This is a genomic window from Streptomyces telluris, assembly GCF_024519335.1.
GTDB classification, from domain to species: domain Bacteria; phylum Actinomycetota; class Actinomycetes; order Streptomycetales; family Streptomycetaceae; genus Streptomyces; species Streptomyces telluris.
On record NZ_JANIID010000034.1, the window covers coordinates 48,203 to 61,855 of the forward strand.

Annotated in this window: 17 protein-coding genes; 13 read left to right on the plus strand and 4 right to left on the minus strand. The window is 73.2% G+C overall.

Features of this window, described 5'->3' with window-relative positions; genetic code table 11:
• Positions 1-44 precede the first annotated feature (44 nt).
• The gene (locus NQU55_RS29205) at positions 45-1,646 is read right to left on the minus strand and encodes an oxidoreductase (protein WP_168095697.1); all 1,602 of its coding nucleotides are present in this window, start codon (positions 1,644-1,646) and stop codon (positions 45-47) included.
• 146 nt (positions 1,647-1,792) lie between these two features.
• On the opposite strand from NQU55_RS29205, the gene hisD reads away from it, so the two are divergent.
• The 8 genes from hisD to hisF all read left to right on the plus strand — a co-directional run bounded on the left by hisD (position 1,793) and on the right by hisF (position 7,997).
• Positions 1,793-3,130: a histidinol dehydrogenase gene (gene hisD / locus NQU55_RS29210; RefSeq protein WP_256791471.1), complete on the plus strand. Its 1,338-nt coding sequence runs from the start codon at positions 1,793-1,795 to the stop codon at positions 3,128-3,130.
• The gene (locus NQU55_RS29215) at positions 3,127-4,242 is read left to right on the plus strand and encodes a histidinol-phosphate transaminase (protein WP_256791473.1); all 1,116 of its coding nucleotides are present in this window, start codon (positions 3,127-3,129) and stop codon (positions 4,240-4,242) included. The genes hisD and NQU55_RS29215 overlap by 4 nt, the downstream gene beginning before the upstream one ends.
• Before the next feature lie 484 nt (positions 4,243-4,726).
• Positions 4,727-5,320, plus strand: a complete 594-nt coding sequence (hisB, locus tag NQU55_RS29220; protein WP_058044853.1) for an imidazoleglycerol-phosphate dehydratase HisB — start codon at positions 4,727-4,729, stop codon at positions 5,318-5,320.
• Entirely contained in the window at positions 5,317-5,484 is a 168-nt protein-coding gene (locus NQU55_RS29225; RefSeq protein WP_168091272.1) for a CG2302 family histidine operon protein, read from the plus strand. Before hisB ends, NQU55_RS29225 begins: the two co-directional genes overlap by 4 nt.
• Positions 5,481-6,125, plus strand: coding sequence for an imidazole glycerol phosphate synthase subunit HisH (hisH, locus tag NQU55_RS29230; RefSeq protein WP_206328927.1), 645 nt, complete (start codon positions 5,481-5,483; stop codon positions 6,123-6,125). Before NQU55_RS29225 ends, hisH begins: the two co-directional genes overlap by 4 nt.
• Entirely contained in the window at positions 6,122-6,847 is a 726-nt protein-coding gene (priA, locus tag NQU55_RS29235) for a bifunctional 1-(5-phosphoribosyl)-5-((5-phosphoribosylamino)methylideneamino)imidazole-4-carboxamide isomerase/phosphoribosylanthranilate isomerase PriA (protein ID WP_168091270.1), read from the plus strand. Before hisH ends, priA begins: the two co-directional genes overlap by 4 nt.
• Complete coding sequence (locus tag NQU55_RS29240; protein ID WP_168091269.1) at positions 6,844-7,245, plus strand: RidA family protein; 402 nt, start codon at positions 6,844-6,846, stop codon at positions 7,243-7,245. The genes priA and NQU55_RS29240 overlap by 4 nt, the downstream gene beginning before the upstream one ends.
• Entirely contained in the window at positions 7,242-7,997 is a 756-nt protein-coding gene (hisF, locus tag NQU55_RS29245; RefSeq protein WP_168091268.1) for an imidazole glycerol phosphate synthase subunit HisF, read from the plus strand. Before NQU55_RS29240 ends, hisF begins: the two co-directional genes overlap by 4 nt.
• Before the next feature lie 60 nt (positions 7,998-8,057).
• Here the strand turns inward: hisF and NQU55_RS29250 are convergent, their stop codons facing one another.
• From NQU55_RS29250 to NQU55_RS29260, 3 genes are read right to left on the minus strand one after another with little or no spacing between them, the layout of a single operon-like run.
• Positions 8,058-8,591: a DoxX family protein gene (locus tag NQU55_RS29250; RefSeq protein ID WP_168091267.1), complete on the minus strand. Its 534-nt coding sequence runs from the start codon at positions 8,589-8,591 to the stop codon at positions 8,058-8,060.
• Positions 8,592-8,630: 39 nt separating this feature from the next.
• Positions 8,631-9,263 carry a TIGR03085 family metal-binding protein gene (locus NQU55_RS29255; RefSeq protein ID WP_168091266.1) on the minus strand — a complete coding sequence of 211 codons (633 nt, stop codon included), beginning with the start codon at positions 9,261-9,263 and terminating at the stop codon, positions 8,631-8,633.
• A gap of 46 nt (positions 9,264-9,309) precedes the next feature.
• A complete protein-coding gene (locus tag NQU55_RS29260; protein ID WP_168091265.1) occupies positions 9,310-10,149 on the minus strand; it encodes a septum formation family protein in 840 nt (279 codons plus the stop codon).
• A gap of 66 nt (positions 10,150-10,215) precedes the next feature.
• Between NQU55_RS29260 and hisI the strand changes: the two genes are divergently transcribed.
• The 5 genes from hisI to NQU55_RS29285 all read left to right on the plus strand — a co-directional run bounded on the left by hisI (position 10,216) and on the right by NQU55_RS29285 (position 13,642).
• Positions 10,216-10,593, plus strand: a complete 378-nt coding sequence (gene hisI, locus NQU55_RS29265; RefSeq protein WP_372504839.1) for a phosphoribosyl-AMP cyclohydrolase — start codon at positions 10,216-10,218, stop codon at positions 10,591-10,593.
• Between the two features lie 11 nt (positions 10,594-10,604).
• Positions 10,605-12,131 carry an anthranilate synthase component I gene (locus tag NQU55_RS29270; RefSeq protein ID WP_168091263.1) on the plus strand — a complete coding sequence of 509 codons (1,527 nt, stop codon included), beginning with the start codon at positions 10,605-10,607 and terminating at the stop codon, positions 12,129-12,131.
• A gap of 49 nt (positions 12,132-12,180) precedes the next feature.
• On the plus strand, positions 12,181-12,768 hold the full coding sequence (locus tag NQU55_RS29275; RefSeq protein ID WP_168091262.1) for a TIGR02234 family membrane protein: 588 nt from the start codon (positions 12,181-12,183) through the stop codon (positions 12,766-12,768).
• 109 nt (positions 12,769-12,877) lie between these two features.
• Positions 12,878-13,111, plus strand: coding sequence for an HGxxPAAW family protein (locus NQU55_RS29280; RefSeq protein WP_168091261.1), 234 nt, complete (start codon positions 12,878-12,880; stop codon positions 13,109-13,111).
• Between the two features lie 114 nt (positions 13,112-13,225).
• Positions 13,226-13,642 carry a DUF2752 domain-containing protein gene (locus NQU55_RS29285; protein WP_168091260.1) on the plus strand — a complete coding sequence of 139 codons (417 nt, stop codon included), beginning with the start codon at positions 13,226-13,228 and terminating at the stop codon, positions 13,640-13,642.
• The last annotated feature ends 11 nt before the right edge of the window (positions 13,643-13,653 follow it).

The following is a 13,653-nucleotide window of genomic DNA, read 5'->3' on the forward strand; positions in this document are numbered from 1 at the left end:
AGCCGGTAAGCCTAATGGCCTGTGCAGCGATGCCGCCCCGGCGTTCACTGCCGGCGCAGCAGGCGCGACGCCCCGGCCGCCACGGTCGTCGCGAGCACCCAGCCCAGCAGGATGAGCGCGGTCACCACCCACTGCGTGGCGCCGGTGGGCCGCCAGGCGCCGCCCTGTCCGAGGTCGATGACGGGGACGAGCAGGTCGAGGGCGTAGAGCTCGGGGCTCCAGGCGGGGCCCTCGCCCTCCTTCAGCGGCGGCACGGGCCGCCAGGTGAAGTAGACCGCGGCGGCCGCCCACAGCACGGCCATCCACACCGCCGCCCGCCCGGGGCGGTAGCCGTAGGCCACCGTCCAGTCCTGCAGGTAGCCCCAGGCCTTGCCGGCCGGGGGGAGCGTCTCGCGGCGGCGCCGCTGCTTGGCGAGCAGGACGGCGCGGGCGTCGGCGTCCTCGCCGCTGTCGCGCAGGGCGCCGGCCAGCTGCTCGTACGGCTCGGGGGCGTATTCGGGGGTGGCCGCCGCCAGCCACTCCAGGCGCAGGGCCAGGGGGAAGTGGCCGAGCGGTATCAGCGTCTCGTAGGAGAAGCCGGCCATCACCAGATGGCCGGGGCCGGGCCAGCTCGCGTAGCGGTCGACCAGGTTGGAGACGCGGGCACCGGAGAGCACCACCCGCCCCCGCTGGACCCATTCGCCGAGGAAGCGCAGCTCGGGGGTCTGGACGCGGCGCAGCGACAGCTCCTGGTCGGACTCCAGGACGAACCGGGCCTGGCTGAAGTCGACGGCGTCGCCGAAGCGGCCGTCGTCGAGACGGACCCCGCCGCGGCACTCGAAGGCCTGGGTGCGGACGCCGTGCTGCGGGGTGGTGGTGATGCCGTACGGGGGAGTGGCGCCCGTGGCGAACGGATAGCCGCCGACCCCGGCCCCGGTCAGGTAGAGCGTGCGCTCCACGGTCAGCTGCGGGGCGTTGAGCGCACGCCGCCCCTGCGGATTGCTCAGCGTGGAGCCGCGCAGGCTCAGCGAGACCCCTATCGTGGCGGCCCGCATGCTCAGCTCGCCGTACGAGCGCATCATCTCGGCCTGCAGGTCCTGTCCGACGCTGATGCCGTCGGCGGCGATGGACACCCCGCGCCGGTCCGCCCGCACCACCAGCTGGTTGAGCAGCAGGTCGGTGCCTATCTGGGCGTCGGTGAGCCGGATGCCGCGCCGCACGGCGCACCGCGGCAGGTGCAGATCGCCCTCGGTGCGCAGCCGGGCCGCCTCCAGCCGGGGCAGGGCGCAGGCGACCAGCCGCAGCGTCGTGAAGTGGCTCTCGGGCAGCAGCACCTCCTGCTCGAAGCGGCAGTTGTGCATCTCGACGTACGGCACGACCGTGCCGCCCGACAGGTCGAGCTGGCCGGTGATCTGCACGCCGTTGAGCTTGAGGGCGCAGACGCGGCCGGGCAGCGCGGGCGGGCCGTCCAGCAGGAGGAGGGCCACGAGCCGGGCCCGCACGCTGCGCTCGGGCCCCCAGGCGTGCGGCGCGCGCGGATCGTTCCACTCGGGGCGGGGGGCGCGCAGGTCGTGGGTGCCGCCGCGGCGGAAGGCCTCCCACATGGCCCGCTCGGGGGGCGTCAGCTCGAGCTCCGCCGGCGGGTCGCCGTCCGTCGGGTCGGTCACGCTCCGTCCCCCCTCCCGTCCCGTGCACCCCGGTGTACTGTCCCCTTTCCCAAACGTGTGACCGATTGAACACTCTCGGTGAAACTCCCGTACCACTGAGTGGTACGGGGCGCCGCGCGACGGGACGGGTCTGAGACAATTACCGTGTGATCTCCCGAATCGATCTGCGTGGTTCCGCCTCCGCCCCGGGCTCCCCCGAGGCCGGCGTCGACCGCGACCTGCTGCCCCGAGCCGAACTCGACGTCGAGGCCGCCCTGGAGAAGGTGCGGCCCATCTGCGAGGACGTGCATCATCGCGGTACCGCGGCCCTGATCGACTACGCGCATCGGTTCGACGGCGTCACGCTCGACCGGATCCGGGTCCCCGCCGAGGCGATCGCCCGGGCGCTCGAAGAGCTCGACCCCGCCGTGCGCGCCGCGCTGGAGGAGTCCATCCGCCGCGCCCGGATCGTCCACCGCGAGCAGCGCCGCACCGACAAGACCGTCCAGGTCGTGCCCGGCGGCACGGTCACCGAGCGCTGGGTGCCCGTCCAGCGCGTCGGGCTGTACGTCCCGGGCGGCCGGTCCGTCTACCCCTCGTCCGTGATCATGAACGTGGTGCCGGCGCAGGAGGCCGGCGTCGGCTCCATGGCCGTCTCCTCCCCGCCCCAGGCCGGCTTCGGCGGCCTGCCGCACCCCACGATCCTGGCCGCCTGCGCGCTGCTGGGCGTCGACGAGGTGTACGCCGCGGGCGGCGCCCAGGCCGTCGCCATGTTCGCCTACGGCACCGAGGAGTGCCGCCCCGTCAACATGGTCACCGGCCCGGGCAACATCTGGGTCGCCGCCGCCAAGCGGCTGCTCAAGGGCCGCATCGGCATCGACGCCGAGGCCGGCCCCACCGAGATCGCCATCCTCGCGGACGCCACGGCCGACCCCGTGCACGTCGCCGCCGACCTGATCAGCCAGGCCGAGCACGACCCGCTGGCCGCCTCCGTCCTCGTCACCGACTCGGAGGACCTCGCGAACGCGGTGGAGAAGGAGCTCGAGACCCAGGTCGCCATGACCCGGCACGTCGAGGACCGGATCGTGCCCGCGCTCTCCGGCCGCCAGTCCGGCATCGTCCTGGTCGACTCCGTCGACCACGGCCTCGCCGTCGTCGACGCCTACGGCGCCGAGCACCTGGAGATCCAGACCGCCGACGCCGCGGCCGTCGCCGCCCGCGTGCAGAACGCCGGCGCGATCTTCGTCGGCCCGTACGCGCCCGTCTCGCTCGGCGACTACGCCGCCGGCTCCAACCACGTGCTGCCCACCGGCGGCTGCGCGTGCCACTCCTCCGGCCTCTCCGTCCAGAGCTTCCTGCGCGGCATCCACGTCGTGGACTACACCCGCGAGGCCCTGGCCGAGGTCGCGGGCCACGTGGTGACGCTCGCCGAGGCGGAGGACCTGCCGGCGCACGGGGCCGCGGTCAAGGCGCGTTTCGACTGGAAGGTACCGGACGGCAAGTGACGCACGAGACCCGTATCGACGACCTCCCCATCCGGGACGAGCTGCGCGGCAAGTCCCCGTACGGCGCCCCCCAGCTGGACGTGCCCGTACGCCTGAACACCAACGAGAACCCCTACCCGCTGCCCGAGCCCCTCGTCGCCCGCATCGCCGAGCGCGTCGCCGAGGCCGCGCGGCACCTCAACCGCTACCCCGACCGGGACGCGGTCGAGCTCCGCACCGAGCTGGCCAGGTACCTCACCCGCACCGCCGGGCACGAGGTCGGCATGCGGCAGGTCTGGGCGGCCAACGGCTCCAACGAGGTCCTCCAGCAGCTGCTGCAGACCTTCGGCGGCCCCAGCCGCACCGCGATCGGCTTCGAGCCCTCGTACTCGATGCACGCCCTGATCTCGCGCGGCACCGGCACCGGCTGGATCTCCGGCCCTCGCCGCGACGACTTCACCATCGACGTGGAGGCGGCCGAGCGAGCCATCGCCGAGCACCGGCCGAACGTCGTCTTCGTCTGCTCGCCCAACAACCCCACGGGCACGGCGGTCGGGGCGGAGACGGTCCTGCGGCTGTACGAGGCCGCGCAGGCGGCCGGGCCCTCGCTGGTCGTCCTCGACGAGGCGTACGGCGAGTTCAGCCACGGCCCCTCGCTGCTGCCGCTCATCGAAGGCCGCCCGAACCTCGTCGTCTCCCGCACCATGTCCAAGGCGTTCGGCGCCGCCGGACTCCGGCTCGGCTACCTCGCCGCGGACGCGGCCGTGGTCGACGCCGTCCAGCTCGTCCGCCTGCCGTACCACCTGTCGGCCGTCACCCAGGCCACGGCGCTGGCCGCCCTGGAGCACACGGACACCCTGCTCGGCTATGTCGAGCAGCTCAAGGCCGAGCGCGACCGCCTGGTCACCGAGCTGCGCGCGATGGGCTGCGAGGTGACCGACTCGGACGCCAACTTCGTCCAGTTCGGCCGCTTCGAGGACAGCCCTGCCGCGTGGCGGGCCATCCTCGACCACGGCGTGCTGGTGCGCGACAACGGCGTACCGGGGTGGCTGCGGGTCACCGCCGGCACCCCGCAGGAGAACGACGCGTTCCTGGACGCGGTCCGCGCCGTACTGAAGGAGAGCAAGTCATGAACCGCGTGGGCCGCGTGCTGCTTCTCCCGGGGGGCAACCCCCGGACCCCCGGCCGGGTCCGGGTCGATGCCGATCGTATTGCGCGCCGCGGGCGGCGCAACCGCAAGGAGACCACCGTATGAACCGCGTGGGCCGCGTGCTGCTTCTTCCGGGGGGCAACCCCCGGACCCCCGGCCGGGTCCGGGTTGACGCCGATCGTATTGCGCGCCGCGGACGGCGCAACCGCAAGGAGACCACCGTATGAACCGCGTGGGCCGCGTGCTGCTTCTCCCGGGGGGCAACCCCCGGACCCCCGGCCGGGTCCGGGTTGACGCCGATCGTATTGCGCGCCGCGGGCGGCGCAACCGCAAGGAGACCACCGTATGAACCGCGTGGGCCGCGTGCTGCTTCTCCCGGGGGGCAACCCCCGGACCCCCGGCCGGGTCCGGGTCGATGCCGATCGTATTGCGCGCCGCGGGCGGCGCAACCGCAAGGAGACCACCGTATGAACCGCGTGGGCCGCGTAGAGCGCACCACCAAGGAGACCTCCGTTCTCGTCGAGATCGACCTCGACGGGACCGGGCAGGTCGACGTGTCGACCGGGGTCGGCTTCTACGACCACATGCTCGACCAGCTCGGCCGCCACGGCCTCTTCGACCTCACCGTCAAGACCGACGGCGACCTGCACATCGACACCCACCACACCATCGAGGACACCGCCCTCGCGCTGGGCGCCGCCTTCCGGCAGGCCCTCGGCGACAAGGTGGGCATCTACCGCTTCGGCAACTGCACGGTCCCGCTGGACGAGTCCCTCGCCCAGGTCACCGTCGACCTCTCCGGCCGCCCCTACCTGGTGCACACCGAGCCCGAGAACATGGCGCCGATGATCGGCACGTACGACACGACGATGACCCGGCACATCCTGGAGTCCTTCGTCGCGCAGGCACAGATCGCCCTGCACGTGCACGTCCCGTACGGGCGCAACGCGCACCACATCGTGGAGTGCCAGTTCAAGGCCCTCGCCCGGGCCCTGCGCTACGCCTCCGAGCGCGACCCGCGCGCCGCCGGAATCCTCCCCTCCACGAAGGGTGCCCTGTGAACGGCCTGTCCACCACGCTCATCGTCGTCGGCCTCTTCCTGGTCGGCGGCATCATCTCCTTCCTCAAGCAGGGCATGCCCAAGAGCATCGTCGTGCTGCTCGGGATAGGCGCCGCGATGTGCCTGACCGCCGGCACCCTCCGGATCGAAGGACTGTGGTCATGAGCGCCCCGAAGAAGAAGGTCGTCGTCTTCGACTACGGCTTCGGCAACGTCCGCTCCGCCGAGCGCGCCCTCGCCCACGTCGGCGCGGACGTCGAGATCACCGGCGACTACGACAAGGCCATGAACGCCGACGGCGTCCTCGTGCCCGGCGTGGGCGCCTTCGCCGCCTGCATGCAGGGCCTGCGCGCCGCCCGCGGCGACTGGCTCGTCGGGCGCCGCCTCTCCGGCGGCCGCCCCGTGATGGGCATCTGCGTCGGCATGCAGGTCCTCTTCGAGCGCGGCATCGAGCACGGCGTGGAGACCGAGGGCCTGGACGAGTGGCCCGGCGTCGTCGAGCCCCTCAAGGCGGACGTCGTCCCGCACATGGGCTGGAACACCGTCACGCCCGCCGCGGACTCGCAGCTCTTCGCCGGCCTCGACGCGGACACCCGCTACTACTTCGTGCACTCCTACGCGGTGCGCGAGTGGAGCCTGGAGGTGACCAACCCCAACATCCGCGCCCCCAAGGTCACCTGGGCCACGCACGGCGAGCCCTTCGTGGCCGCCGTGGAGAACGGCCCGCTGTGGGCCACCCAGTTCCACCCCGAGAAGTCCGGCGACGCCGGCGCCCAGCTCCTCACCAACTGGATCGGAACCCTGTGAGCAAGCTCGAACTCCTCCCCGCCGTCGACGTCCGCGACGGCCAGGCCGTGCGCCTCGTCCACGGCGAGTCCGGCTCCGAGACCTCGTACGGCTCCCCGCTGGAGGCGGCCCTCGCCTGGCAGCGCTCGGGCGCCGAGTGGCTGCACCTGGTCGACCTGGACGCCGCGTTCGGCACCGGTGACAACCGCGAGCTCATCGCCCAGGTGGCCGGGGCCATGGACATCAAGGTCGAGCTGTCCGGCGGCATCCGCGACGACGCCTCGCTCGCCGCCGCCCTCGCCACCGGCTGCACCCGCGTCAACCTGGGCACCGCCGCCCTGGAGACCCCCGAGTGGGTCGCCAAGGTCATCGCCGAGCACGGCGACAAGATCGCGGTCGGCCTGGACGTCCGCGGCACCACCCTGCGCGGCCGCGGCTGGACCCGCGACGGCGGCGACCTCTACGAGACCCTCGCCCGCCTCGACTCCGAGGGCTGCGCCCGCTACGTCGTCACCGACATCGCCAAGGACGGCACCCTCCAGGGCCCCAACCTGGAGCTGCTGAAGAACGTCTGCGCGGCCACCGACAAGCCGGTCGTCGCCTCCGGCGGAGTCTCCTCCCTTGACGACCTGCGGGCGATTGCCAACCTGGTACCGGAGGGTGTCGAAGGCGCCATCGTCGGAAAGGCCCTCTACGCCAAGGCGTTCACCTTGGAAGAGGCCCTGGAGGCTGTGTCCGCATGACCGAAGCCGTGCAGCGTGTGCAGAGCGACAGTCCCTGGGAAGAGGCCTTCGGTTGTGCGCGCGCGGTCGCGGCGGGAGACCGTGTGCTGGTGGCCGGCACCATGCCGTTCACCGGCACCGTGCTGCACGGCGAGGGCGATCCGTACGAACAGGCCAGGTCGGCCTTCGGCAACGCCCTCGCCGCGCTGGAGCGGTTCGGACTCGGCCCCGGGGCCGTCGTCCGCACCCGGATGTACCTGACCCACGCGCGAGACGTGGACGAGGTGGGCCGCGCCCACAAGGAGCTCTTCGACGCGGTCCGCCCGGCGGCGACCCTGGTCGTCGTCTCCGGCTTCGTCGACTCGCGCGTGCTGGTCGAAGTAGAGCTGGAAGCGTACCGAGGAGCAACGAGCACATGACCCTGGCGGTCCGAGTCATCCCCTGCCTGGACGTGGACAACGGCCGTGTCGTCAAGGGCGTCAACTTCCAGAACCTGCGCGACGCGGGCGACCCGGTGGAAATGGCCAAGGTGTACGGCCGGGAGGGCGCCGACGAGCTGACGTTCCTCGACATCACCGCCTCCTCCGGCAACCGCGAGACCACCTACGACGTGGTCCGCCGCACGGCCGAGCAGGTCTTCATCCCGCTGACCGTCGGCGGCGGTGTGCGCACCGCGGCCGACGTCGACAAGCTGCTGCGGGCCGGTGCCGACAAGGTGGGCGTCAACACGGCGGCCATCGAGCGGCCGGAGCTCGTCCGGGAGATCGCCGAGCGCTTCGGCCGGCAGGTCCTCGTCCTGTCGGTCGACGCCCGCCGCACCCCTTCCGGCAGCTTCGAGGTCACCACCCACGGCGGCCGCCGCGGCACCGGCCTCGACGCCGTCGAGTGGGCGCACCGCGCGGCGGAGCTGGGCGCCGGGGAGATCCTGCTGAACTCCATGGACGCCGACGGCACCAAGGACGGCTACGACACCGAGATGATCCGGGCCGTGCGCAAGCACGTCACGGTCCCGGTCATCGCGAGCGGCGGCGCGGGACGTTTGGAGCACTTCGCTCCGGCGGTGACGGCAGGCGCGGACGCGGTGCTGGCCGCGTCGGTCTTCCACTTCGGCGACCTGAGGATCGCCGACGTCAAGAACGCCTTGCACGAGGCGGGTCACCCGGTCCGGTAGGCCCGATGCGGGTCCGGCACCGCCGGACCGCACCGCAGCCGGGTGAAGGCCCGCCGGAGGCTAGTCGCGGATCAGCAGGAAGATCGCCCCCGTCACCAGGGCGAGGGCGATCGCCGCGATCCCGTAGGACAGCCGGTTCTGCCGCAGCACCGGCAGGTGTGCGTCCACCGAGTACCTGCCGGGGCCCGTGAGCGCGAGGGCCGTCGCCGTGACGGCGACCAGCAGGGTGAACTCGATGCCCTTGGGGAGGAAGAAGCCGTCCCAGGTCACCCCGAGCGCGTTGACCATCGTGCCGAGCACGGCGGCCGCGGCCAGCGGGGTGAGCAGGCCGAGGAAGAGGCCGGCGCCGCCCAGCGTCTCGCTGAGGCCGGCGATGACGGCCATCGCCTTGGGCGCGGGATAGCCCCAGGCCTGGAAGCCCTTCGCGACGCCGTCGAGGCCGGGTCCGTCGAACCAGCCGAACAGCTTTTGCGTGCCGTGCCCCATCATGATGAGGCCGATCATCAGCCGGAGCAGCAGGATCCCCAGCGAGAAGCCGGTCAGGGGTGGTGCGGGCGACGGGGCGGAGTGGGCGGATCTGCTGGTGTACGCCATGGCAGGGCACCTCTTCGGAGTCGGGTCCGGCACGGAACCTCAGATTCCCAGCTCGGCCCCCTCCACCTCGGCCACCGCGTCCTTTTCGCCGTCCAGCTCCACCCGGGCGGCCGCCTGGCGGCCGAAGGCGAAGAGGGTCAGCTCGCCGGGCTCCCCGGTGACGGTCACCACCGGCGCGCCGCGCCGGGCGACCGCCGTGCGCCCGTCGGGGCGGCGCAGGACCAGGCCGACGGGCGATCTCCGGCCGAGCACCCGGGCCGCCCGCTCCAGCCGGGCCCACAGGGCGTCCGCGAAGACGGGGTCGACCTCCCGCGGGGCCCAGTCCGGCTGGGCCCGGCGGACGTCCTCGGCGTGCACGTAGAACTCGACGGTGTTCGCGGCCTCGTCGACCTGCTTGAGGGCGTAGGGCGACAGCCGCGGCGGCCCGGTGCGGATGAGCTGGATCAGCTCCTCGTAGGGCTTGGCGGCGAACTCCGCCTGCACCCGCTCCAGACGTGCGGCCAGGGGCTTGAGCACGATCCCGGCGGCGGCGTCGGCGCGGCGCTCGCGCACCACGACGTGGGCCGCGAGGTCACGGGCCCGCCAGCCGGCGCAGAGCGTCGGGGCGTCCGGGCCCGCCGACTCCAACAGATCGGCGAGGAACAGGCGTTCGCGCTGGGCGTGGGTCGACATGGCGCCACCCTAAGGCCGGCCCCCTGCCGGTGCCACGCCCCCGCGACTACTCGGGCAGCGGCTTGTCCATCTTCTGGCCGCCCTGCGAGACGCTCAGCGTCATCGAACACGTGATCTGGTCCTGGCCCCGGGCGTAGGTGGTCGGGGTCGGGTAGAGCACGTACGAGTAGTAGTTCTTGCCGTCGGATATGGAGCGCATGCGGTCCTGCGCCCTCTTCTTGCACAGCTCCCGGGCCTTGGTCTGGATGTCCAGCTCGGTGTCGAACTTGCCGGTCAGGGTCTCGTTGGCGATGACCTCACCGTCGTGCGGACCGCTGCACGGCTTCGTCTTCACCTCGGTGAGCCCGATGCTCATGCGCGGGTGGTCGAAGCACTGGCCGGGCTTGAGCACCACGTACGGCACGCGGGAGACCGACGGCAGGCCGGAGGAGGACGGCTCCGGGCCGGAGGGGTTGGCGCCCGGGGCGCTCGGGTCCACGGCCGGCGCGGAGGGCGCCGCCGACGGTACCGACGAGCTCTTCGGCTTGGCGGTCGGCTTGTCGTCCTTGTCGCCGCCGGCGGTCAGCATGATGCCGCCCACGATGAGGCCGACCACCAGGACGCAGCCGATGACGATCGCGGCGACCTTCGCGCCGTTGCCGCCAGAGGGCGGGGGCGGGGGCGGCATGGGCTGGCCGAACTGCTGCCCGTACTGCTGTTGCTGGCCGTACTGGCCGAAACCCGGCTGCTGACCGAAGCCGGGCTGCTGGCCGTATCCCTGCGGCGCTTGGGGCTGTCCGTAAGGCTGGGCGGGCGGCTGGGCCGACGGCGGCCCGAACTGCTGCGGCGGGCCGAACCCACCGCCGCCACCGGGGGGCTGCGGAGGGTTCGAGGGCGGAGTACTCATGGGCGAAGCATGCCGTACGCCACTGACAGGCCCGTTCGGGGGGTCCCGGCGGGCCCGCGCGGCAGAATGGACCCCATGACCGGCAACAGCGCCCCCGCGTCCTCCCTCGACCCCGCCATCGCCGCGCGCCTCAAGCGCAGCGCGGACGGGCTGATTCCCGCCATCGCCCAGCAGTACGACACCGGCGAGGTCCTCATGCTCGGCTGGATGGACGACGAGGCGCTCCACCGCACCCTGACCACCGGCCGCTGCACCTACTGGAGCCGCAGCCGCCGGGAATACTGGGTCAAGGGAGACACGTCCGGACACGTCCAGCACGTGAAGTCCGTGGCCCTCGACTGCGACAAGGACGCCCTCCTCGTCAAGGTGGACCAGGTGGGCGCCGCCTGCCACACAGGCGACCGCACCTGTTTCGATGCCGACGTCCTCCCGCTGGGCAAGTAGGCTCCGCTGCCATGGCTGCCACGACCACCGGTGACATCACCCCGGACGCCGACACCTTCCGTACGCTCGCGAAGGACCGCCGGGTCATCCCGGTCACCCGGCGGTTCCTCGCCGACGGCGACACCCCCGTCGGCCTGTACCGCAAGCTCGCCGCCGAGCGCCCCGGAACCTTTCTGCTGGAGTCCGCGGAGAACGGCCGCACCTGGTCGCGCTACTCCTTCGTGGGCGTCCGCAGCGCCGCGACCCTCACCGTGCGCGACGGCGCGACCCACTGGCTGGGCACCCCTCCCGTCGGCGTCCCCACCGGCGGCGACCCGCTGGAGGCGCTGCGCGCCACCGTGGCCGCCCTGCACACCCCGCGCGACCTCATGGAGGGTGCCGGACTGCCGCCCTTCACCGGCGGCATGGTGGGCTACCTCGGCTACGACGTCGTCCGCCGCCTGGAGAAGATCGGCGAGCACGGCGGCGAGGACCACGACCCCCTCGGCCTGCCGGAGCTCACCATGCTCCTCACCTCCGACCTCGCCGTCCTCGACCACTGGAACGGCACCGTCCTGCTGATCGCCAACGCGATCAACCACAACGACCTCGACACCGGCGTGGACGAGGCGTACGCCGACGCCGTCGCCCGGCTGGACGCCATGGCCGCCGACCTGCACCGGCCCGCGCCCTCGGCCCCCACCGCCCTGCCCCCCTCCGAGCTGCCCGAGTACACCGCACGCTGGGGCGGCCCGGACTACATGGCGGCCGTCGAGGACATCAAGGAGCGCATCCGCGCCGGCGAGGCCTTCCAGGTCGTGCCCTCGCAGCGCTTCGAGACGCCCTGCTCGGCCTCCGCGCTCGACGTCTACCGCGTGCTGCGGGCGACGAACCCGAGCCCCTACATGTACCTGTTCCGGTTCGACGGGTTCGACGTCGTCGGCTCCAGCCCGGAGGCGCTCGTCAAGGTCGAGGACGGGCAGGCCATGGTGCACCCCATCGCCGGCACCCGGCCGCGCGGGGCCACCCCGCAGGCGGACGCCGCGCTCGCCGAGGAGCTCCTCGGCGACGCCAAGGAGCGCGCCGAGCACCTGATGCTCGTCGACCTCGGCCGCAACGACCTCGGACGGGTCTGCGAGCCCGGCAGCGTCGAGGTCGTCGACTTCATGTCGATCGAGCGCTACAGCCACGTGATGCACATCGTCTCCACGGTCACCGGCCGCCTCGCCGCCGGGCGCACCGCCTTCGACGTGCTCACCGCCTGCTTCCCGGCCGGCACGCTCTCGGGCGCGCCCAAGCCGCGCGCCATGCAGATCATCGAGGAGCTGGAGCCGTCGCGCCGCGGCCTGTACGGCGGCTGCGTCGGCTACCTGGACTTCGCCGGGGACTCCGACACCGCCATCGCCATCCGCACCGCCGTCCTGAAGGAGGGCACCGCCTACGTCCAGGCGGGCGCGGGCGTCGTCGCCGACTCCGACCCCGCGGCGGAGGACGCGGAGTGCCGCAACAAGGCCGCGGCGGTGCTGCGCGCCGTGCACACCGCGAACCGGCTCGCCTAGCCGCCACCCCGGCGGCACCGACAAACCACCCACAAGGGATAGTGGAGCCGTGAGCACAGGAAGAACCGTAGGCACCGCGCTGCTCCTCGGCGCGGCCGGCGCCGCCCTCGCCCTGCTCGCGGGCGGCCGCACCTGGGCCGAGGGGACGACGACCGTCGCCGGGAGCACCGTCGCCAAGCACGTCAGCGGCCAGGACGTCACCGGCCTGCCCGGCGCCCTCGCCGTCGTCGGCCTCGCCGCCCTCGTCGCGGTCTTCGCCGTCCGCGGCGTCTGGCGCACCGTGGTGGCCGCCGGGCTCGTCCTCGCGGGCGCCGGGGTCGTGGCCGGCGCGGTCACCGGTGCGGGCGACACCGCCGCCCTGGACGAGCAGGCCGCCAAGGCCAACGGCCTCACCAGCGGCGCCATCGACAACGTCACCCATACGGCGTGGCCGTGGGTCGCCCTCGCGGGCGGCGTCCTGCTGCTGCTCGCGGGGCTCCTCGCGCTGCGCTACGGCCGCCACTGGCCGGCCATGTCCGGGCGGTACGAGCGCGACGGCACCCCGCGCCCGCGCCGCACCCGCACCGCCCCCGACCCGGAGCGCCCCGAGGAGCTGTGGAAGGCCCTCGACCGCGGCGAGGACCCCACGAGGGCGTGACACGCCCCGGCGGCGCCCCCCGGATCGAGGCGGCCCCGGCCGTCGGGGACAATGACCATGAGCGTTCTCCGCGCCCGCGGGCGCGCCACAGCAACGAGGAGTCTTAGTCATGGCGGGTACCAGCCACGGACACACCCCGGCCGCCTGGACCGGTGTCACGATCGCCTTCATCGGCTTTTGCGTCTCCGGCGCCTTCATGGTGGCCGCGAAGCCGGTCGGCTTCTGGGCCGGCATCGCCATCATCGCGATCGGTGGTGTCGTCGGCGGCGTCATGAGCATGATGGGCATGGGCATGCCCAAGCGGGCTCCTCTGAAGATGGCCGGCGAGACCGGCCGGAGCTGACGCCCCGCGTCCGCCCCGCCGTTCTTGCCCCGAGGCGCGGCCCCGGGCCCCGTACGGTCCTCCGTACGACGGCCCTGAGCTGCGCCTTCGTGCTGTCCGGCGGAGACTTTCGGTGTGATCGCCGCCGCGAGGGACCGTACGCGCCGGCTGGCCGCCCCCCTGGGCGTCGCGGCCGGCCTCGCCGCGGCCTTCGGCTGCGTCGGCGCCGTGGACCCGGGCGTACCCGGCCACTACCCCGCCTGCCCCCTGCTGCGCTGGACGGGCCTGTACTGCCCCGGCTGCGGCGGGCTGCGCGGCGTCCACGCGCTCGCCCACGGCGACCTCCCCGCCGCGCTCGGCGCGAACGCCCTGGCTGTCGCCGGGTACGCCGCCTTCGCCGTCCTGTGGTGCGTGTGGATCACCAGGGCCCTGCGGGGCCACGAGGGCGTGCGGCTCTCCCCGCGCGCCCGCCACTGGTGGGCCCTAGGCGCCCTCGTCCTGCTCTTCACGGTCGTGCGGAACCTGCCCTTCGGCGCCGCCCTGACCCCCTAGACGGACCTCCG

Coding starts and splice junctions, on each gene's coding strand:
- hisB (WP_058044853.1), top strand. CDS start 4,727: ATGAACCGCGTGGGCCGCGTAGAGCGCACCACCAAGGAGACCTCCGTT.
- hisH (WP_206328927.1), top strand. CDS start 5,481: ATGAGCGCCCCGAAGAAGAAGGTCGTCGTCTTCGACTACGGCTTCGGC.
- NQU55_RS29240 (WP_168091269.1), top strand. CDS start 6,844: ATGACCGAAGCCGTGCAGCGTGTGCAGAGCGACAGTCCCTGGGAAGAG.
- hisF (WP_168091268.1), top strand. CDS start 7,242: ATGACCCTGGCGGTCCGAGTCATCCCCTGCCTGGACGTGGACAACGGC.
- NQU55_RS29250 (WP_168091267.1), bottom strand. CDS start 8,591: ATGGCGTACACCAGCAGATCCGCCCACTCCGCCCCGTCGCCCGCACCA.
- NQU55_RS29255 (WP_168091266.1), bottom strand. CDS start 9,263: ATGTCGACCCACGCCCAGCGCGAACGCCTGTTCCTCGCCGATCTGTTG.
- NQU55_RS29260 (WP_168091265.1), bottom strand. CDS start 10,149: ATGAGTACTCCGCCCTCGAACCCTCCGCAGCCCCCCGGTGGCGGCGGT.
- hisI (WP_372504839.1), top strand. CDS start 10,216: ATGGACCCCATGACCGGCAACAGCGCCCCCGCGTCCTCCCTCGACCCC.
- NQU55_RS29270 (WP_168091263.1), top strand. CDS start 10,605: ATGGCTGCCACGACCACCGGTGACATCACCCCGGACGCCGACACCTTC.
- NQU55_RS29280 (WP_168091261.1), top strand. CDS start 12,878: ATGGCGGGTACCAGCCACGGACACACCCCGGCCGCCTGGACCGGTGTC.